Origin of the sequence: Paenibacillus arenilitoris (genome assembly GCF_014705655.1) — a bacterium.
GTDB lineage: Bacteria > Bacillota > Bacilli > Paenibacillales > Paenibacillaceae > Pristimantibacillus > Pristimantibacillus arenilitoris.
In genome coordinates, this window is the sequence record NZ_JACXIY010000058.1 from 1 (window position 1) to 21,130 (window position 21,130).

14 protein-coding genes and 1 rRNA gene are annotated in these 21,130 nt (G+C 58.8%); 4 read left to right on the forward strand and 11 right to left on the reverse strand.

Going from position 1 to position 21,130, the window contains the following annotated elements; genetic code table 11:
* The 7 genes from IDH41_RS29695 to IDH41_RS29725 all read right to left on the reverse strand — a co-directional run.
* A 16S ribosomal RNA gene (locus IDH41_RS29695) occupies positions 1 to 68 on the reverse strand; the annotation flags it as partial.
* A gap of 204 nt (positions 69 to 272) precedes the next feature.
* Positions 273 to 767, reverse strand: a complete 495-nt coding sequence (locus IDH41_RS29700; RefSeq protein ID WP_190867725.1) for a CYTH domain-containing protein — start codon at positions 765 to 767, stop codon at positions 273 to 275.
* A gap of 3 nt (positions 768 to 770) precedes the next feature.
* Positions 771 to 1,544 (reverse strand): AAA family ATPase, encoded by a 774-nt coding sequence (locus tag IDH41_RS29705; RefSeq protein ID WP_190867727.1) that lies wholly within the window; start codon positions 1,542 to 1,544, stop codon positions 771 to 773.
* A gap of 31 nt (positions 1,545 to 1,575) precedes the next feature.
* Positions 1,576 to 1,638 (reverse strand): SEC-C metal-binding domain-containing protein, encoded by a 63-nt coding sequence (locus IDH41_RS32250; RefSeq protein ID WP_397328800.1) that lies wholly within the window; start codon positions 1,636 to 1,638, stop codon positions 1,576 to 1,578.
* A complete protein-coding gene (locus IDH41_RS29715) occupies positions 1,639 to 2,733 on the reverse strand; it encodes a hypothetical protein (protein WP_190867754.1) in 1,095 nt (364 codons plus the stop codon).
* 132 nt (positions 2,734 to 2,865) lie between these two features.
* Entirely contained in the window at positions 2,866 to 3,981 is a 1,116-nt protein-coding gene (locus tag IDH41_RS29720; RefSeq protein WP_190867729.1) for a slipin family protein, read from the reverse strand.
* Between the two features lie 517 nt (positions 3,982 to 4,498).
* Positions 4,499 to 5,935 (reverse strand): RtcB family protein, encoded by a 1,437-nt coding sequence (locus IDH41_RS29725; RefSeq protein ID WP_223830181.1) that lies wholly within the window; start codon positions 5,933 to 5,935, stop codon positions 4,499 to 4,501.
* Positions 5,936 to 6,129: 194 nt separating this feature from the next.
* Between IDH41_RS29725 and IDH41_RS29730 the strand changes: the two genes are divergently transcribed.
* Together IDH41_RS29730 and IDH41_RS29735 are read left to right on the forward strand one after the other, a co-directional pair.
* On the forward strand, positions 6,130 to 7,446 hold the full coding sequence (locus IDH41_RS29730) for a helix-turn-helix transcriptional regulator (RefSeq protein WP_190867731.1): 1,317 nt from the start codon (positions 6,130 to 6,132) through the stop codon (positions 7,444 to 7,446).
* Positions 7,433 to 8,233: a WYL domain-containing protein gene (locus IDH41_RS29735; protein ID WP_190867733.1), complete on the forward strand. Its 801-nt coding sequence runs from the start codon at positions 7,433 to 7,435 to the stop codon at positions 8,231 to 8,233. The genes IDH41_RS29730 and IDH41_RS29735 overlap by 14 nt, the downstream gene beginning before the upstream one ends.
* Positions 8,234 to 9,327: 1,094 nt before the next feature.
* Here the strand turns inward: IDH41_RS29735 and IDH41_RS29740 are convergent.
* Positions 9,328 to 15,501 carry a DUF3320 domain-containing protein gene (locus IDH41_RS29740; RefSeq protein ID WP_190867734.1) on the reverse strand — a complete coding sequence of 2,058 codons (6,174 nt, stop codon included), beginning with the start codon at positions 15,499 to 15,501 and terminating at the stop codon, positions 9,328 to 9,330.
* A gap of 229 nt (positions 15,502 to 15,730) precedes the next feature.
* Between IDH41_RS29740 and katA the strand changes: the two genes are divergently transcribed.
* Entirely contained in the window at positions 15,731 to 17,188 is a 1,458-nt protein-coding gene (katA, locus tag IDH41_RS29745; protein ID WP_190867736.1) for a catalase KatA, read from the forward strand.
* Positions 17,189 to 17,331: 143 nt separating this feature from the next.
* Here katA and IDH41_RS29750 read toward each other — a convergent pair whose 3' ends face one another.
* Positions 17,332 to 17,823 carry a hypothetical protein gene (locus tag IDH41_RS29750; protein ID WP_190867737.1) on the reverse strand — a complete coding sequence of 164 codons (492 nt, stop codon included), beginning with the start codon at positions 17,821 to 17,823 and terminating at the stop codon, positions 17,332 to 17,334.
* A 124-nt stretch (positions 17,824 to 17,947) separates the two neighbouring features.
* On the opposite strand from IDH41_RS29750, the gene IDH41_RS29755 reads away from it, so the two are divergent.
* Positions 17,948 to 18,154, forward strand: a complete 207-nt coding sequence (locus IDH41_RS29755; protein ID WP_190867739.1) for a hypothetical protein — start codon at positions 17,948 to 17,950, stop codon at positions 18,152 to 18,154.
* Positions 18,155 to 18,252: 98 nt separating this feature from the next.
* On the opposite strand, the gene IDH41_RS29760 is transcribed toward IDH41_RS29755, so the two are convergent.
* Both IDH41_RS29760 and IDH41_RS29765 read right to left on the reverse strand, forming a co-directional pair.
* Positions 18,253 to 19,332, reverse strand: a complete 1,080-nt coding sequence (locus IDH41_RS29760) for an acyltransferase family protein (protein ID WP_190867741.1) — start codon at positions 19,330 to 19,332, stop codon at positions 18,253 to 18,255.
* Positions 19,325 to 21,088, reverse strand: a complete 1,764-nt coding sequence (locus IDH41_RS29765) for a class I adenylate-forming enzyme family protein (protein ID WP_190867743.1) — start codon at positions 21,086 to 21,088, stop codon at positions 19,325 to 19,327. The genes IDH41_RS29760 and IDH41_RS29765 overlap by 8 nt, the downstream gene beginning before the upstream one ends.
* Positions 21,089 to 21,130 lie beyond the last annotated feature (42 nt).

The following is a 21,130-nucleotide window of genomic DNA, read 5'->3' on the forward strand; positions in this document are numbered from 1 at the left end:
CGCTCGACTTGCATGTATTAGGCACGCCGCCAGCGTTCGTCCTGAGCCAGGATCAAACTCTCCATGTTGGTGTTTGATGACTCATTCTTTTATCGCTTTTCCATTAATCCATGCGGATTAACGGGGCAGTTTCACTCGTTGTTCAGTTTTCAAAGAACAATCTTTTGCTTCGCCGTCCGCTTGTTTCTCTCGGCCGGAATTAGAATATACCATGCCTCCGCCCATGAGGTCAAGCGTTTATGCAATATTTTTTCGCATTTATAAAAAAGCGACTATTTCGCTTGCAGCTCCCGCCATACTTTTTTGTTGCTGTACTGCCTCTCCAAGCTAATATCCCGACCGAACCAATCCGGGGCGGCAAAATTGTTCGCCGCTTCTTCCGACTCGAACTCCACTTCCAGGACGGCGAGCTTGATTTGGTCGTAAACATCGATTTCGACAATTTTGCTTTCCCACTCGGCCGTAATCCGGTTTTTGGTCAGCGGCACGTAACCGAACGCTTGCGTCAGCTGCCCGTAAATTCCCTCCGATATCGAATATTCCACTTCCTCGCGCGACAAACCGTTGCCAAGCTTGAACGTATGCGTATAGGTTACCCCGCCGCCCGCCAGATCGACGATTCGCCGAACGCGAATTTCCTGGGATTCGTCGATCGCCAAATACGTCTGCTCGATCCGCTGCTCCGACAGCACCTTCAGTCCCTGCTTCCCGATTAGGATCGCAGGCTCTTCCGCCAACAAAAACTTGCGTTCAATCTCTTGCGACATGGCTCATTTCTCCTCTTCCTCATCCATAAACAGCTCGTTGATCATGCGTTCCCTGTTATTCACGAACTGCTTCATCAATATGTAGTGATCGGTTTCTTCCAATGTCGTTCGCTCGATCCCGTCCGGGGTCAACCGATAAACAAGCGCGTCCGGGTAAGCCATCAGAATCGGCGAATGCGTCGAAATAATAAACTGGGAGTTCCTCCGGACGAGCTGATTCATCCGGGCCAGCATCGCCATTTGGCGAAAAGGGGACAGCGCCGCTTCCGGCTCGTCCATCACATACAGGCCATTCCCCCTGAAACGATGCAAAAACGCCGCAAAAAACGATTCCCCGTGCGACTGCTGATGCAGCGACTTTCCGCCGTAGGAATCGATGATGCGCGGTCCCGGACCGGGCTCCCGATCCATCGCGTCGATGTTGGTGGCCAGATTGTAATAGCTTTCAGCCCGGAAGAAAAAGCCGTCCCGCGGCTTGACCGTGCTGCGCGCGAGGCGCAAATACCGGTGCAGCTCGGAATGCGTCTCTTCCGTCGAAAAACTGAAATTGATCGTGCCGCCCTCCGGATTAAAGCCGAACGCGACGGCGATCGCCTCCATCAAGGTCGACTTTCCCATTCCGTTCTCGCCTACGATGTACGTGACTTTGGGGTGGAGCTCCAGCATGTCCAGCTCCCGGATCGCCTTGAGATGAAAAGGATACACGTCGAAGGAGGGCACAGCATCGCGCAGCAGCTGAACGCTCCTCAGATATAAGCCTTGACTGTTCCGTCTCATTCCGCCCGCCTCTCCTTCTATGCGCCGCTAATTAACCGCAGCATTTTTTATATTTTTTGCCGCTGCCGCAAGGACAAGGCTCGTTGCGTCCGATCTACTTCTTCGTCTGAAAATCGAACACCTCCGCCTTGGCCGCTTGACCCGGCGCGGCACTCAGCGCCATGCCGACGCTTGCACGCTTGGCAGAAAGCTCCATAGGCGCGTGACCCTTAATCGCCCACTGCCTCGTATGGTTCATGAGCGGCACCAGCAAATTCGTTACTTCCGCCACGGTTTCCAAATCCGGCATATCAATGAAATCATTCGCCATTTCTATAATAGAAGCAAGTGAATCCCCGTTTTTGGTCGCGTCGGCGCATTCTCCGGCCAACAGCTCCGCCTCATCGCGGTCCATATCGTAATTCTCCATCACGTAACGAACCAGGTTCAAAAACGGCGTGTTCCGTTCAACGTATTCCGCGTCGTCCATTTTGAGCAGCTCATGCTTCTTAAACGGATAAAATTCCAGTTCCGGCCGCGACTCCCGCTCGCGCACGATTTGTTCCGAATCGACGACCCTGTAGTCCGACAGCCTTCCGTTCTGTTCAATGAAGAACCGCTCGTAGTAGACGGATGCATCGAAAAAAATATTCATCATATCAAGGGGGGCAAGCTTATGGTCCGCATAGGAAAGAACGTAACGCTGAAGCTCATCCGTCCGCAGCGTGCCATAACCGTACAACAAGCCGTGGGTAAGCTTGATCCATTCCGTATTGCGGGCGACGAGAGTCTGCTCTTTAAAAAATTCCCCGGCTTTAAATAGCTGCACCAGCTCGTCCGGCATTATGACGACTCTCTTGCCGTCCACTACGCCGGGGAACAAGATGCCGCGTTCGCGGAAATAGGCATATTGCTGGAATCCCAGAAGCGGCTTCTCCCATAACCCGTCGTTTTTTGCTATTTTTTGAACGAGCTTCGACCGCTCAAGATCCCATAATCGGGCCGTCACCCAAAGATTGTCCGGAATTTTCTCCGCGAGCTTCAGGATCAGACCTTGCTTATTAAGCGAGCTCAGGTTGCCGATGTCCAAATTGATGCGGATGTACGTCAACTGCTGCTTCGTCAATGTCTCCAACGCATCCGCCAAGGACAGCGGGTACGAAAGCTGCGGCCAATATTTATCCGGAATAATCTCTTTTTTCGTTTTCATGCTTCTCTCCTTGATGCTCATTCTAGATTGCCTTTGTGACAGTATAAACGCACTTTAGACTTGGAATCAAACACTTATTATAGCAAAAAACCCCGGGATCCGGACAAGATCCCGAGGTTTAACCGTATGCGCTCATGCTTTGTCCGCCGTTCGGGCGCCGAGAAGCGAGTTCAGCTGCTCCAGCAGATTACCGCCGCCGGTGAGGGAAATCGTACCGATCTTCTCGCAAATTTTCTCGAGAAATTCCAGCTCTTTCAGGCGGTATAGCGTGCCGTTCTCGTCCATGAGCTTCGCGGTGTTCAGCAGGCTGCGGGTCGACGCCGTCTCCTCGCGGCGGGTGATGAGATTCGCCTGCGCCTTCTTCTCCGCCAGCAGCACCGTATTCATGATGTCCTTAATGTCGCCCGGCAGGATAATGTCCTTCAAGCCCGCCGACAGGAAGTTTACGCCGTAGCGTTCGCTTTGCTCGTTCAATCGGGAGAGGACGAACAACGCGATCTCCCGCTTCATGCGCAGCAGGTCGTCCAGTTTAAGCGTGCCGACGTATTCGCGTAGGACGAGCTGCAGCAAAATATACATCTGTTCCTCGAACGACTTGATCTCGAGCGCTTTGAGCGGATCGGAGATTCGGTACTGACAGACGAAGTTGAGCCGAAGCGTCACTTTGTCCTCCGTCATGATCTCCTGTCCGGTCATGTCGAGCTGCTGCTGACGCAAATCGATCGTCCTGACCTGAACGGCGACCGGGCCTTTCCAGAAATAGTATTTGCCCGGACGGAGCTCCCGCTGCCGCACGTTATTGTAGAACAGGACGCCCGCTTCGTGACTTGCGACCTCGATCGTCTGGATATAGCCCTGCAGCTTGGGCAAAAGAGCGCGGTCAATCTCCTCCGGAACTTCCGGCCTGCGGATATCCGCGCGCAAGAACGTATGCCGCTTCATGACGTTCCAGAAAGCATGCGTCCCCGCCGTCAGCAGCGACGCGAACTTGCCGTCTTCAAAATGCAGCGCGACTTCGTAATCCTGCACGTCCGCGACCGTCAGCTCCTCGAGCAGCTTCGCATCGTGCATAAACAGGCTCTGCTCTTTATCCGGAACGGAAAACCGCTTCGCGGCGTTCAGCACGATGATGGTATCGCCCGAGAACGGGTTCAGCCTGTAAACGCCGGGCTGCAGATGCCGGACGTAGCTTCCTTTTTTGAACAGCAAGCCGCGCTCGCCGATTTTTACGATTATTTTTTTGAACATCGGTATACACCTCTTTGTCGTTAGGGTAGCCTTCGCGGCAGGAATGCGCCTGCGGCCCGGCCGGAATCGGGCTTAAGAGAAGAGCCGCGCTCGCGTGACGGCGCCGATGTTGCTGACCGGACGCGGGCTTGGTTGCAGCCCGGTCCCGGCGAGTAACGTCGAGGCCGGCAGAGGCGAACGCGCTCCAATCGGTATCCGCCGATTGCATGGGTATCGCCGCAGTAAGCTTGCCATAGGCAAGCTCGCGGCATTCCTGCTTTAAGGCCGAAGCTTGTTTCTCTTCTCTCCTGGAGGGAGATTGTCAAAATACAACCACTGAGTATCCGCTTATGAGGCGATACCAAGGGAGTCGAACCCTTTTATTTGGCGGAGCCCATGCCGGAGCGGCCGGTACAGCATACCCGCTCGCATAGAATGCGGGGGCACTGCGGGATGGATCGACATCCCGGCCAAGGTACGCCGTCCGTGCATGAACCCAAATCTATTATTGATGTTATCTTTAATAGCGAAGTGATCGTTAGACGCCTTTGATCGCGGCCATCGGCTTGCATTTGGCGACGACGGCCGCCAAGGAAGCGCCGACGACGCTGTCGATGATCTGGTCGACATCCTTGTACGCCTGCGGGCATTCGTCGAGAATCGTCTGCAAGGAACGGTGGTTGACGAGAATCTCGTCGTCGGTTCCGACCTTCAGCGATCGCTCGAATTGGTCGACCGTCACCAGCTCCTTCGTCGCTTTGCGCGAGCGGGCCCGGCCGGCGCCGTGGCAGATGGAATAAAAGTTTTTGAGCCCTTCGTCCTTGCCTATCATAATGTAGGAGGACGTTCCCATCGAACCGGGGATCAGGGCGGGATGCCCCGTCTCCTTGTAAGCCGGCGCGTTCAGGAAGTGGCCGGGCGGCAGCGCCCTCGTCGCACCTTTGCGGTGGACGAGCATCGGCTGGCCGCGGTGGAATTCCTTCAGCGCGTAGTTATGCATCAGGTCATACAGTACGGGCAGCTCCGTCTCCGGACCGAATACGTCCCTGAACGCCTCCCGCACGCCGTGCGCGATCATATGCCGGTTGCTTACGGCGAAATTAAGGGCGGAGTACATCAGATTCAAGTAGGTCTGCCCTTCATGGCTCGCGATCGGCGCATAGATCAGGTTCGGGTCGGGATTGGAGACGCCCCACAGCCTCATCGCCTCTTTGATCGTTTTGTTATGCTCCCGGCCGACCATGCCGCCCCAAGCCCGCGAGCCGGAATGGATCATGACGACGACCTGGCCGTCGAACAAGCCCCATTTTGCCGCCAAATCCGCGTATTCCGCTTCGATCTCCAAGTACTGAATTTCGATAAAATGGTTGCCGCTGCCGAGCGTGCCCAGCTGACCGCGGGCGTACTTCACGATCTTCGGAGGCAGGTCGTTCAGGTACGTGCGATCGTAGGCGAACTCGGCTTGCTCGACATGCGTCAGCCAGCGCTCATCCGGCACGTACTTCCCGGGCAGTCCCTTCAGGCCATGCCGGACGACTTCCATCACGTCGATGTCCTCATAGTTCGAGTTCGTCCTCTCACCCGTCGGGACGTATTTCTCGATGGCCGCGATCAGCGCTCGGCGGGTCGCTTTGTTTTGAATGTCGCGCTTATGCAGCCTCGTCGTATGAACGCGCATGCCGCAGCCGATGTCCGATCCGACGATCGACGGCGATACGCAGCCGTCCTTCATGCTCCAGACCGCGGTCGTGCCGATGCACGTTCCGATGCCGACATGCGCGTCCGGGGTGTAGCTCATATATTGGTTACGCGGAATGAGCAGATTGTTGTTTGCCATTTCATACACCTTGGCTTCGAAGGTACCGAACACCTCGTCGTTCGCGAACACATGAAGCTTTCCGTTGCCAAGCTCGATTTCATGGTGATTGGCGCCGTGGTATTTCATGTTTTCATTTGCTTCCATAGCCGAGTTCATGCGTAAAAACCTCCTTACTTCAGCGGCGTTTCAGCTTGCCGCCGTCTTCTTGGATTTATTTTCGCTTATTTGCATGCGCGCGAACATGGCGAAAGTATTACGACGAAGGAAATTTTTCCTTTTGATCCAAATCCGCCTCGTTCCTGCTAAGATAGATGGATAAGACCGTCGCGGACCGGAAGGAGGCTCCGATTATGGCCAAAGAAAGCTTCGATAAGGAAATCCAGTTTCTGCGGATGCTCGTTCTGACAAGCGGGGCATACAGCCGGCAGCAGTTCGCCGACAGGCTCGGCATTTCCGTCCATACGTTCGATAAAACGATCAAGCGGCTGAAAGAGGTTGTCAGCTCCGTGCAGAGGGGGCTGCCGGAGGAGCAAAGCAAAGAGTTCGCGGAGACGATCCGCTACCATTATCTCGATTCGTCCGACCCGATGCTGCTGTTCCTGTTCAGAGCCAAATCGCTGAAGGAATCGGAGAGCCAGCGCCTCTCGCTGCTGCTTGCCGCCCTGCACGAGAAGCCGCTGACCGCGATGGAGCTGCTGGATGCGTGCTGCAGCGCCTTGCCGGCTTCCCTTGCGCTGCCGGACGAGAAGACGATCCGCGCGGACCTGAAGTACTTGGAGCAGGTCGGCGTCATCAAGAAGACGGAAGGGCCCCGGCCTTACCGATACCGTATCCATAACGACCTGGCGCGCGAGCTGTCGGCGGACGAGCTGAACGATTTATACGATTTCGTCGATATCATGGCGAACACGCAGCTTCCGTCGTTGCAGGGCTACCTGCTGAGAGACGGCTTGAAAAAGCATAGAAGCCGGCTTCGGGGCGGCGAGCCCTCGATCGAGCCTTTTATCTACAAATACCACTACTACTCCCGCATTCTGGACGAGGCGCATCTGTTCGCTTTGCTCGGGGCGATCCGCGCCCGGCAGACAGTCGGCTTCCTCTACTTCTCGCCGAAGAAGGAGACAAGCTACGCGTCCAAGAACACGAACCCGCTGTTCGAACGCGACACCGAGGGCAAGCAGGAGACCGTGCTCCCGCTCAAAATCGTCTACGACCATCAATACGGTCGATGGTATTTGCTCGGCCACCATCATCGGCACGGCATTAAAAAATATCGGCTCGAAGGGCTAACCCAGATCGACGAGGGCGAGTCCGTATCGGAGGAGCGGTTCGCGGAAAACCGCGCGCTGCTGGAACTGCGACTGAAGCACAGCTGGCTGATCGATACGGGACGCGCCGTCAAAGTCCGCATCCGGTTTTTTAATCCGGGGCCCGGCATCCCGAACTTCGTGAAGGAGCGCGTCCTTCTCCAGGGACAGTGGGGAACGGTGGAGGACGAGGAGGGCGGCGATTCGTTCCTGTACGAGATCGACGTGAACGGAACGACCGAGATCAAGCCATGGATCCGAAGCTTCGGATCGAGCTGCGAGGTGCTGGCGCCGCCCGGTCTAAGGCAGGAAATGATCGAGGAGTGGAAGGAGATCAAAGCGTACTATGAATCCGTTTGAGAAAATTTTCAACTACCAGATTCTATCCCGGCTGGAGGATTCCGGCACGTTCATGGTCACCGCCCACGAGAGGAGCTGGCTGAAGACGATGCTCCGGCACCCGGCGGCTTCGGAAGCTTTCGCGCCCGGGACGCTTGCGCGGCTTGCGGCGATGCTGGAACACGATCCGGCGCTCCAGACGGATGGGCTGCTGCTGCACAAGGCCGCGAGCAAGGAGAAGCAAGTGTACCACGCGCTGTTGCGGCCGCTTCGGCAGGCCATAACGGGCAGGAGCTTGGTTACGCTGAGCTACGGCATTAAGAACGGCCGCAGCTACAGCGAGCAGACGGCATTCCCTTACAAGCTCGAATATTCGATGGTCAAGCGGGAATGGTATTTGCTCTGGTATCATTTGCGGCATCGCGCGCTGATGAGCACGAAGCTGCAGAAGATCGCCGAAGCGCGCCAAGCGCCATGCCCGGAGGAGACTTACGCGAAGCTGCTGGCGACTGTCCAGTCGCTCATGGAAAATCGGAAGCGTACCGCCGACGTCATCGTCGTGAGGCAGTACAACGCGGAGCTGTCGCGGATTTTGTACGCCTTCTCCTGCTTCGAGAAGGAGGTCCGCTATGACGCCGAGAGGAACGAATATACGATTCGCGTCAGCTTCCAGAACGACGAGTGCGAGTACTTGCTGTCGAAAGCCCGCTTCCTTGGCAAACGGGTGCGGCTGGCGAGGGGCGGCCATATGCAGCGGCGGATGCTGGAATCCGCGACGAAGGCGTTGGCCCGGTACGGGGAGACGTAGCCTTGGGATGCCTTTCGCGGGATGAGCAGGTCTACTATTTAGACCTGATGGCCGGATTCCGGTTAGTTTTGGGCAATCAGGTCTACTTTTTAGATCTGATTTGGAGAATTCGGCGGATTTGGAGCCATTTTGCGCAGGCGCGGGACGATCAGGTCTAATTTTAGACCTGATGGCCGGATTCCGGTTAGTTTTGGGCAATCAGGTCTACTTTTTAGATCTGATTTGGAGAATTCGGCGGATTTGAGGCCATTTTGCGCAGGCGCGGGACGATCAGGTCTAATTTTTAGACCTGATGGCTGGATTCCGGTTAGTTTTGGGCAATCAGGTCTACTTTTTAGATCTGATTTGGAGAATTCGGCGGATTTGAGGCCATTTTGCGTACGCAAGTGGGGCCCGGTGAGCCCCAGACGAGGCGTTTGATTGGAGAAACTCCAATCAAACCACCCGAGCGAGCGTGATTCGCCGTGTTTGATTGGATGAAATCCAGTCAAACGTGCGCGAGTGGGCTTTAATGAGCCCTTGGCGGGGCATTTGATTGGAGAAACTCCAATCAAACCGCTCAAGCGAGCGTGATTCGCCATGTTTGATTGGATGAAATCCAGTCAAACGTACGCGAGTGCGCTTGATGAGCCCCATACAGGGCGTTTGATTGGATGAAATCCAGTCAAACGTGCGCGAGTGGGCTTGATGAGCCCCTGGCGGGGCGTTTGATTGGAGAAACTCCAATCAAACCGCTCGAGCGAGCGTGACTCGGCGTGTTTGATTGGATGAAATCCAGTCAAACGTGCGCGAGTGAGCTTGATGAGCCCCAGATGGGGCGTTTGATTGGAGAAACTCCAATCAAACCACCCGAGCGAGCGTGATTCGCCGTGTTTGGTTGGATGAAATCCAGTCAAACGTGCGCGAGTGGGCTTTAATGAGCCCTTGGCGGGGCATTTGATTGGAGAAACTCCAATCAAACCGCTCGAGCGAGCGTGATTCGCCGTGTTTGATTGGATGAAATCCAATCAAGCGCAGGTGCGGGACGATCTGGTCAAAAGTTAAAAGAAAAACACTGACATCATTGGTCAGTGTTTTTCGCTTTTATGAGAATACTACCGGTCCTTCAGCACAATCCGTCCGTCATCGCTTCTGACCGCGTCCCCGCGTTCGATCGCGCGGGCGATGCCGTTTCTCGCCGCCTTCTCAAGCGCCGCGCCAGAGCGGGAATAACCAAGCAGCTTGAGCACCTGCTTCGCCAGATCGGGCTCCGGCAGGCTAATCTGGGCGGCGAGCACGGCCTTCGCCGCATTCGCCGTCTCTTCGCCGGGCAGCTCCTCCGCGGTACGCCGCTGCGAATCATCCGCCGACAGCCGGAACTTCGCGTAGCGGGACGGCTCCTCCCCTTCCGGCCAGAGGAACGCCGTGCCGTCCGTCTCGGTCCGCGTCGCGTCCAGCTTGGACAGCAGTTCGTCGAAGCGGCGGTCCAGCCGCGCGCCCATTCGCGATATGCTCCAAGCCTGCAGCACCCGCTTTGCCAGAAGCGCCCGGCTGATCGGCCCTTCCTCGCGGATGACCTTCTTGATCTGTTCCAGAATAAGCGGCGTATACCCCATCTGATAAAAAGCGTCCGTACCGTACGGGACAGCCTCCAGCTCGGTTACCTTGTATACGTCGGCGCCTTCCGGCGGTGCGGCGAACGCCCCCGGTTGAGACCGTTCTGCGTGCACCGCCGCAAAAGCAATCGCAGACGGATCGGTCGGAGACGCCTTTTCCAATTCATGAGCTCCTTCCGCCGTCGCTCCCGCTTTCGTGCCTGTTGCCGTTGCTGCTTCTGATTTTGCTCCTGCCTCTGCTCTTTCTCTTGCTGCCGCTTCTACATCTGTTCTTGCTTCTGCATCTACTCCTGCCTCTGCCTCTGCTTCTGCGCCTACTCCTGCTTCTGCCTCTGCTTCTGCACCTACTCCTGCTTCTGCTTCTGCTTCTGCTTCTACTTCTGCTTCTACTTCTGCTTCTGCTTCTACTCCTGCTTCTTCATCAGCACCCGCTCTTGAATCCGCTCCAGCTCCCGCATCCGCTTGCGCCTCCACGGCCTCTTCCTTCGCCCGCGCAACCGCCTCTTCGATCTTGCGAAGCTCCGCCTCCCGGTTCTCCCACCAATCCGGCAACCAAATCCGGTGCAAGCGCCAGCCGAGCTGCTCCAGCACCTGTATGCGCAAAATATCGCGGTCCCGCGCCGTATTGGCGCTTTTGTACATCGGCCCGTCCAATAGGAGACCCAGCAAATACCGCCCCGGATTGTCCGGATCGAGTACGCCCGCATCGATACGATAGCCCGACGCGCCGACATAGAGGTCCGTCCGGCAGCCGCGCCGCGCCAATTCGTCCGCCAAGCTCCGGTGCAGCTCCGTCACGCTATCGGCCTGCTTGGCCGTCTCCGCAACCGGCAGCCCTTGCTTCCCTTTCTCCGCGAATTCCAGAAACGCCTTCAGCCCAAGGACGCCTTCGGCGCTCGTCCGGCTGCCGCTCAGCTGATGCGCGCGCAGCGTGGAGAACACGATCATTTCGCTTCTCGCACGCGAGACCGCGACGTTCAGGCGGCGCCAGCCGCCTTGGCGGTTCAGCGGGCCGAAGTTGAGGCTGACCTTGCCCGCCAGATCCGGGCCGTAGCCGATCGAGAACAAAATGATGTCCCGTTCGTCGCCCTGCACATTTTCCAAATTTTTGACGAATACCGGCTCGGGCAGCTCTGCCAGCAGCAGCTCCAGCTCCGGCTCCTTCCGGAGCGCTTCGTCCAGCAAATCCTCGATCAGCGTCTGCTGGACCGAGCTGAAGGTAACGACGCCGATGCTGAACCGCCGAAGCGCCGCATCCTTCAAGCGCCTGACGATCTCGGCCACGATCGCGTCGCCCTCCGCCCGGTTATGCTTCGTGCGGCCACGGTCGTAGTAGCCTTCCACCGGCCGAAGCGAGACGCTGGACACGGGTTCGTCGGGCGAAGGGAACGTCATCAGCTTGTTATCGTAATAATGCGCGTTGCTGAAGGCGATGAGGCTCTCGTGCCGGCTCCGGTAATGCCAGGTCAGATGCCTCTCGTACATGCCGAGTGCCAGGCAATCGTCCAATATGCTCTCCATATCCTCGGACACTTCGTTCTCCTCGTCCGCTTCCTCCTTCGTCTTCGAGAAAAAGCTCGTCGGCGGCAGCTGCTTCGGATCGCCCACGATGACCGCTTGATGTCCTCGCGCAAGCGCTCCGACCGCTTGCGCCGTCGGCACCTGCGAAGCTTCGTCGAAGATGACGAGGTCGAACTTCGGGCTGCCCGGATCCAAATATTGCGCGACGGATATCGGGCTCATCAGCATGCAAGGCGCCAGCCTCGGCAGCAGGTTCGGGATCTGCTCGAACAGCCGGCGGATCGACAACGACCTTCCGCCGCTTCGAATCGCCCGCTGCAGGATGCCCGCCTCCGAGCTTTGCGCCGCCTCTTGCGACATTTGCGGCACCTTGGCCGACAGCCGGGCGGCGATCTCCAGCCGGGTGAGCCGCTCGAAGCGGCGGTCCGTCTCGCGAAACCGGCTCAGCTTCTCCTCGAACAAATTGCCGGAGAACTGGCCCAACCGGTCGTCACGGTCGAAAATATAATTGGCGCAGGCTTTGTACAAGCCGCGCTCGAACGCCCGAATGAGCTCGCCGCTTGCGATTCGGCCCTCCTCATGCGCAACGAGCAGCGGCGCAAGCCCCGCTTCCTCCGCCTGCTCCCGCACGCGCCGCCATGCGCACCAGTCGCGCAGCCCGGGCAGGGCGGCTTCCCAGCGGCCGGCCTTCTGCCGCATGAAGCCGTACCAGCTCGTCCGGCCGGCGGCCACGGCCAATCCCGCTTCATCGAGCCGGAGCAGCCGCCCCAGCAGCTCGAGATGAGCGGCCGCTTTGCCGTGAAGCCCGGCCGCTTCGCGCAACGCCAAGCCGCGCGCCAGAAACGCGCTCCGGCCGCCGCCAAGCTGCGTCCCTATTCGCTCCCTTGCCCGCAGCGCTTCCGCCGCGTCGCCTTCGTGCCAGGCCAGCAGGAGGGCCTGCGCCTCCACCGCCCAGTCGGCGGCCGCCGCCGTCCCCTGCCAATCGCCCTGCCCGTCGTTCCAGAGCGAGCCGCCTAAATAACGCTCCGCGGTCTCGCCCATGGCCAGCAGCTTCTTCTCTTCCTCCTGCCACTGCAATAGCAGCGACAGAAGATCCTTCGCCTGCTCCTTCACGATTTGCGCGCCGGGCGCAGCCATCGTCCGCAGCACCTTCACAATCCGGTTCTGCCCGATCAGCCTCGGCAAAAACCACTTCAGCTCGGCCTTCGTCCATTCCGACTGCGCCGCCTGCGCATCAAACCGCAAAGCCTCGGGCGAGAAAAAACGCAAAGCCGCAGCTCGGCTTCGCTCTCTTCGCTCGCCCTGCTCCGCGACCTTCCGCAGCTCTTCGGCCGCTTGCTCCATGCCGCCGGCTTGCAGCAGCGCCGGCTTCACGTCCGGCATATCCGCCATCAGCCCGCACAGCCGGGCAAGCGCGCGCGTCATCTCGAGACCGAGCGGCGACTCGGACAGCTGCAGCAGCGACATAGCCTCGCGCATCGCTTCCTCAGCACCTGCCGCCTTCGCCAGGAAACCCTTCAAAGCTTGCTCGATTTCATTCTTCATGCTCTGCGTATAGGCGGAGACGCGGGCATCCGCCCACGCATGGCCGGCGGGAGATCCGCACTGCTCGCTCGCGGCTTTGATTTGGGAGGCGAGATCCCGCCACGCCGTTACCTTCTCGGGCGTAAGCTCCGCCACGGCGGCATCGTCGAACAAGACGGCCTCCGATCCCGGCCCCTCGCCCGCCCGCTCATAGCCGGCCGCCGCTTCGAATAACGAGAAGCCGAACGGATGCTTGCGATGAAGCGCCTCCGAATAGCCGTTCAGCTCGCCGCGCAGGCCGGCCAGCCGGTCCGCCTGCGCCTTCCATTCCTCCGGCGGCTGCATGCGCGGCGCGTCGATCGCGGCCTGCAGCTGATCCAAGACGGCCCGCTTCGTGCTTTTGTTCGAATGCAGTTCCAGGCAGAACGCGCCGAGACCGATCGCTTCGAGCCTCTTCTGCACGACCGACAGCGCGGCCATCTTCTCCGCGACGAACAACACTCGCTTGCCGCCGGCCAGGGCGCTGGCGATCATGTTCGTGATCGTCTGCGATTTGCCCGTGCCGGGAGGCCCGTGCAGCACGAAGCTTTGTCCCGCCGCAGCCGCCCGGATGGCGGATTGCTGCGAGGAGTCCGCGCTGATCGGCAGCAGCTGCTCGCCGGGATGCTGCCCGTCAAGCGGCAGCGCGACCGCCGCCGTCTCCTCCTGCCGCCATTGCAGCCGCCCCTCCATCAGGCTGGCGACGATTTTGTTCCCGGCCAGCTCGCCCGCGCGCGTGCGAAGGTCGTTCCACATGACGAATTGCCCGAACGAGAACAAGCCCAAATACGCGGCTTCCTCGACCTCCCAGCGCGGTACCTGCATCAAGGCATGGCGGATGACATGGAAGATTTGCTTCAGGTCGATGCCCTTCTCGTCGCGCGGCAGCGCATCGAGGCCGCCGATCGCAATGCCGTAATCCTGCCGCAGCATCTCCAGCAGCGTAATGTTCATTTGCGGCTCTTCGTCGCGCCCGCGGATCGTGTATCCGCTTTTGGATACCTTCTTCATAATTTGAACCGGTATAAGCACCAGCGGCGCGTACCTCGGCAGCTCGCTCGCCGGGGATTCGTACCACTTGAGCAAGCCGAGCGCGAGATACAGCGTGTTCGCGCCGTTCTCCTCCAAGGAGAGGCGAGCCGACCGGTACAGGTGGACCATCCGCCGCTCCAGGTCGGCTTCGTTCAACTCCGCCCGGAGCCGCTTGCGGCCGAATTCGTCGCGCAGCAGCTGCTCGATCGGATGGTTGCTGCGGATGCTTTGGTACAAGCTGACGCTGCGAACGTCGTCCTGCCAGTCGCCCGGTTTTGCCAGCAGCTGGTATTCGTCGCGTTCCGCAAGCCCGTCCTCCAGCTCGCCGAGCTGCGTCGTCATGATCGGCACGCTCGACTTCGACAAACGGAAATTGATGAGCGTGTTGCGAAGCGACAAATCGAGCAGCCGCCGCTCCCACTGCCGCTGCCTGCTCATCGGGACGGCATCGACCTCCTGCGGCTTCTCCAAAATATCCACGAGCTGCGGCGGAATCGACTGCGCGCCGGCGGAAGGTGCGGGCGGCTCCTCTTCGATGCACCAGACGCCGGCTTTCTCCGTGCGGAGCGGGAGCGGACGGATGCCGCCGGAGCGCGCCCGCCGGACATCGACGACGCAGTCGAACTTGTCCGGATCGAGCAGGTGCGAATTCGCCCGCTCGGCCGCGTCGTCGAACCGGGCCGTCTGCCCCTCGTTCATGCAAGTCGCTTCGACCAGGCAGATCTCGTTAATGCCGGGCGCGACACGCTTGGTCAGCAAGGTAATATCGTCCTGCACGCTCTCGGAGAACGTCTCTTCGACGAGCCAAACGCCGGGAAACGCATGCCCTTCCGTAAAAATAAGCAGCGGATGCAGGCCGACCGCTTCGAGGCAGGCCGCATAGAGCAGCGACAGATCGAAGCAATTGCCCATCCGGTGCGCGAGCACCGCGTCCGGCAGCCGAACCCGCTGGCCCATCTGCTCGAAGCTCGGCGGCGCCACGCAATACGTGACCTGCTTGCTTTGAATGACGCTATAGATCGCTGCCGCCTGCAGCCGCACCCGGTTCGGGTCCTTGCTCTGATAGCCGCTGAACGTCGGGGAGCCGCCCCACTTGCCGAGCAGGTCCGCCGCCTCGCGGACAAGCTGCAGCACCTGCGGGTGGTTGGGCGCGACGAAAGCCGCCGCCATCTCCGGCAGCGCCGCCAGCCCGCCCCACTCGTCGAAGGCCAGGAGCGCGATCGGCTCCCGGACCGTGAGCAGGGCGGTCCCGTCCTTCTCGGCGGTCAGCGTAAGCAGACCCGACACCCGCTCCGACAATCCGCCCAAATAGGCGGTCGACAGCCGCAGCGGAACGGCGCCGAGATCGACAGCCTGACCGGCGGGCAGCGCGTCGATTCGTTTCGTCCACTCGTATGCGAAATCCGGCTCGGCGTTCAGCCTGACGGTAATGTCGCGAATATCCTCGTCCGACGCGTTCGTCAGCACGATATTTTTAATGACGGGCACATGGTTTTGCTGCATCGCGCAGTTGACGATCCCGCTGTATGACCATGCGCATTGAAGCCCGGTACTCAAGTTGAAAACCTCCTAACCTCTCAGCCGCGTATAACAAGAGCCTGAGCTCTATCATTTACCCCTATCATAGCACTATCCCTGCCGCAATTCCGCATCATTCGACGACCTTCTCGATTTTGGCGAAAAATATTATTTGTAATGATTATAAAATAACATTGATTTTTCTATCGAAAGCGGTAACATATTAGACGAGGCGCAATCATACAAAATCTAATGAGGTGATTCTATTATGAGTACTGAGAAGAACAAGCTCACGACTAGTTGGGGTGCTCCGGTCGGAGACAACCAAAACTCGATGACGGCAGGCTCAAGAGGACCAACGTTGATCCAGGATGTACACCTATTAGAGAAGCTGGCGCATTTCAACCGCGAGCGCGTGCCCGAGCGCGTCGTGCACGCCAAGGGCGCCGGAGCGCATGGATATTTTCAAGTGACGCATGACGTGACGGCGTATACGAAGGCGGACTTCCTGTCCGAAGTCGGCAAGCGCACGCCGATGTTCATTCGTTTCTCCACCGTCGCCGGGGAGCTCGGCTCCGCCGATACGGTGCGCGACCCGCGCGGATTCGCCGTCAAATTTTACACCGACGAAGGCAATTACGATCTCGTAGGCAACAACACGCCCGTGTTCTTCATACGCGACGCGATTAAGTTTCCCGACTTCATTCATACCCAGAAGCGCCACCCGCAAACCCATTTGAAAAACCCGAACGCGATTTGGGATTTCTGGTCGCTCTCGCCCGAGTCGCTGCATCAGGTGACGATCCTGATGTCGGACCGAGGCATTCCCGCTACGCTGCGGCATATGCACGGCTTCGGCAGCCACACGTTCAAATGGGTGAACGCCGAGGGCAAGGCGGTGTGGGTGAAATACCATTTCAAGACCGAGCAAGGGGTCCAAAACCTGTCGAACGAAGTAGCCGCCAAAATTGCCGGCGAGAATCCGGATTACCATACGGAAGACCTGTTCAACGCAATCGCGAGCGGCGACTTCCCGGCCTGGAAGCTGTACGTGCAAATTATGCCGCTGGAGGATGCCGATACATACCGCTTCGACCCGTTCGACGTGACGAAGGTATGGTCCCAGAAGGATTATCCGCTCCAGGAGGTCGGCCGCATGGTGCTCGACCGCAATCCCGAGAACTACTTCGCCGAGGTGGAGCAGGCGACGTTCTCCCCGGGCAGCTTCGTGCCCGGCATCGAAGCGTCTCCGGACAAAATGCTGCAGGGCCGCTTGTTCGCCTACTCGGACGCGCACCGCTACCGTGTCGGCGCCAACCATAACCAGCTGCCGATCAACCGTCCTCTCGCGCCGGTCAATAATCATCAGCGCGACGGGCAGATGCGAGCCGACGGCAACGGCGGGGCTTCCCTCTACTACGAGCCGAACAGCTACGGCGGACCGACGGAAACGCCGGAGAACAAGCCGGCTGCCTACGCGGTATCCGGCAATGCCGACAGCGTCGCGTACGATCATCACGATCACTATACGCAGGCCGGTGATTTGTACCGCCTCATGAGCGAGGAGGAGCGCGCCCGCCTCGTCGAGACGATCGTAGCCGCCATGAAGCCGGTCGAGCGCGACGACATCAAGCTCCGGCAGATCGGCCACTTCTACAAGGCCGATCCGGAATACGGACAGCGCGTCGCGGAAGGGCTTGGCTTATCGATTACCCAGCAATCCTAATTCCATATCCAAATAGAGCGGCCGCCGAAGATGGTTTCGGCGGCCGCTTGCTATCATCCCGCAATCATCGGGGCAGAGTCCGTTCTTTTTAACCGAAAGCGCCGGCGGGAAAGGCTCGCTCTCTCCTCTGGCGCTTCTTCGTTTTAATGGGCGGCGTTGCTGGCCGCTTTTTGGATGGCGTGAACGCCCATCACGACGGCGACGAGCTCATAGCTGTCCAGCCGGCCGGAGCGGTTGTTCAAGCAGAAGGCGCCGGACTGCAGCCAGCCGCTCGTTCTCGCGAAGCTTGCCGACGGCTGCCCGCTGTCGTCCGCGATTTCGTACTCCTTCGAGAAGGCGGGCGAGGTGATCTCGTATACCCCCCTCTCCCCCGCGTCGTACTCGTAGCGCTTCGAGAAGAAGCTCATTCTTACCCTCAGAACGCCGAACAACCGTTCATCCGGGCCGGTTATCCGCCATTTTCCCGAGAAGAAAGGAAATTTCCCTTCGTACAGCTTCGCGCCGGAAGCGTCGTAAATGTCGAGCGACGAGCCGAACGCGCTTTTCAAATCGACGGTCCCGACCTTCATGCCTTCCTCGTCCATAATATCGGTTATTCCCGCGCTGAAAAAATTGTCATTAAAATAAAGCTCCATTCTCTCACCTCCGCGAATAGCGATTCTCCATCCATTATATGGCCTGGATGCCCGATGCGATAGCACGGGCTCCAGCGAATTATGGTATACTGCACCAATAAGCAAGAACAGGAGGTTATGGCGGATGAAAATTTATGTCATTCAATCGTTCGGCGGGGACGGCATGGAGAACGTGTACGTCGGTACCGACGAAGCGAAGGCGCTGTCTCTGCGTTCGGCCGATTTCGATAATTGCGACGCCTTGTTCGTCGAGATCTGGGAGGACGGCGAGAAAACGGACGATTTCCGTTTGGAGGAGCAGGAACAAGGCGAGCGGGATTGGGCGAATTAGCCCGCCTCTTCGGTTCCCGGCCGCCGCGCCATTCAAATCGAGTCCGACGCCGGCAACGGTTCGATCCCGGTCTATACCGGCATGTTGTTGGAAGGAGACTAGGACGGCAGGTTGCCGGCTTGCCGGGCAGGCAGTCTCTTCGAGCTCAACCCGATCAGGACCGTGATGGCGATGCATTCGAGCAGCGTCAGCATGAGATAGACGAGGTCCTGCCAGACATGCATGCTATCCACGCTCCAGCCCAGCATATACAGATTCAGCTTCATTAGCAAAATATGCGTGAAAAACGTCACGGCGCTGAACAAACTGATCTGCCTGTGATAGGCCCCAGCGGCTCTGCTCCGGATGCGCAATATGCCGTAAAACAGCAACACCGTATTCGGCAGCGCGCCGATTGTCAGCTTATAATCGGTCGTCCACTCCGTATACCGGAACAATGCCGCCGTCTCCAGCACCGTCAGCGCGATTGACGCAAGCAGGAGCGGCTTTATTTTCACGCTCAGAAACCGCTCCTCGTATTTGGCCAGCAGCGCGCCCGCAACGACGAACGTAAAGCCGAAGCCGAAATACCGGGTCGCGAAGGCAACCAAATATTCGGCATGATCGGGTTGCAAGAAGGCGAACGCCCCGAACGCTTCGCCACCAGCCGTCTGGAAGCTTCCGGATACGAATTGGACGGCCGCGAAGAAGGCCAGCGTCAAGTACATGGCGAGGCGGTCGCGCTGCCGGCGGAGAAGCAGGTACGCGGCGGTCACGCCGAATACGAGCGGCGGGATGAACCAGAATTGGATGAACGGGCCGTTCAGGAAGAAGGTCATGAACAGCACCTTGGCCTGCAGGAACAGATTGCCCGCGGTCAGACCGTCGCTGATCAGCTTGGGCACGATGCTCTCGGCGATAAAGAGCAAGCAAAAGAAAGCGTAGACGATTCCGATCCGGGCCGCGTATTTCACCACGTATCCCTTCGGGCTTGCGGCGCGGCTCCAGCCCTTGTAAGCCAGAAAGCCGGCAACGACATAGAAGCACGGCACGACGATCCTCGTGGCGAGCGAGACGAACTGCACGAGCGACTGGGCCGGCATCTGCGCCATGTACCGGATCAGGAACAGATGCGCGAACAAGACGAGCAACGAGCCCGACAGCTTAAAAATCGTAATGCCGGGATAGTAGTTACGCATGTTTCCTCAGCGCTCCGTTCCCGTCGAGCACGAGCGACTTGATTTCCGCTACCGAAATTTTCCCCGTCGGCGACAGCGGGAAGGCGGGCAGGAACACGAAATGCCGCGGCAGCTTGAAGGCGGATAATAGCGGCGCGAGATCGCTTCTCAGCTTGTCGGCGCTTAAAGCCGCCCCGTGCTTCGCGACGACGCAGGCGCATACCTGCTCGCCGTAGAGCTCGTCGGGAACGCCGATTACGAGCGCCTCCGCCACGTCGCCGAGCCTAAGCAGCGCGTTCTCGATTTCGACGGGAGAAATCTTCTCCCCGCCGCGGGAGATGATGCGGTGAAGCCGGCCCGTTATCGTCAGCTGCCTTCGCTCGTCCACGAAGCCGAGGTCGCCCGACCGGTACCAGCCGTCTTCCGTGAAGCACGGCCGCTCTTTGTTCTCCTTCGTATAGCGCATGACGCGGTAGCTGCGGATCGCGATCTCGCCATGCGCGCTTGGCGGAAGCGTCCGCCCCGTATCCGGATCGACGATTTTCACCTCGACCGCCTTGTCGATCCTCCCGCCGATGCTGTATTCGCTCTTCTCGAAATCCTGGTAGCGGAGCAAGCCGCTAAGCAAATTCGTCGGCTTCAACAAGTTGTAGAGGAGCGGCAAAATCCCGTTGTTTCCCTTTTCAATGAAGCAGGTGCCGTTCGCGACCGCCCCGGCCTCGGACGAGCCGTAGCTGACCATGAAGAAACGGAGATCGATTTGCTTCATCATTTTTTGCAATATCGCGTTGTTGACCGCCGCGGACGTGAAGGCGATGCCGAGTACCGACTTCAAATCGTAATCGCGGCGCTGCGGCGAAGCCAGCATCTGCTGAATCATGAACGGCGTGCCGATCAGCACCTTGCACTTCTCCATCTGGACCGCCGCCAAGGCGTCGATCGGATGAAAACGGCTCAGCATGACGATGCGGATATTGCATGCTTTAAGGCCCGTGAACAGCGTCGCGAAGCCGCCCAGGTGATACAAGGGCAGCAGATTCATGACCGAGAAATAGCGCGTGATCCGATCGGTCAGTTTGGAGAGCAGCGCGCTGCCTGGACCGGGTCCTGCCGCCTGCGCCTTTTTGAGCAGGAAGGAAGCCGTCGTGCGAAGAACGCCCTTCGGCATGCCGAGCGTTCCTGACGTATATAGCAGAATAAGCGGGTCCTCCGGACGATTCGCCCGGCAGGCGGCGGCCAAAGTTTCTTCCTCGACCAGCGAGCCGAGCGCGAACAAATCCGAATAGGAACGAAACGGCGCGGCCGCTGACTCCTCGTCGTCGAGCACGAAAATATGCGCGGGCAGCCACGAGCTGTCCGTGCCGGCGCGCCTGTTCTCGAAGATGATTTCCTGCAGGATCGCCGGGTAATGAAGGCGGTTTCCCTTCGTCGCCATCAGAAGCGCGGCCGGGCGCGCATCCTCCAAATAATGGCGGAGCTCCTCTTTCTTCGAATACGTATTGAGCGGCACGATAACGGCTCCCACGCAAGCCGCGGCGAACATCGAAACGATCGTCTCCATCCTGCCCGGCATGAGCACGGCGACGGCATCGCCTTTCTTGATGCCAAGCTTCAGCAAGCCCTTAGCGAGGAGACGTACCTCCCGCCAGAGCGTCGACCATGCGTAATGCTGGTTATAGGCCGGGAAGCTGTACGCCACGTCGTTGGCGCAATCGGCAGCCCGTTTCCGAAGCAGGTAAGGAATCGTATCCGGATTAAAGTCGCTTGTTCTTTTCATCGCCCTGGGACCTCCGTCATATTCAATAATATGGCTAATATA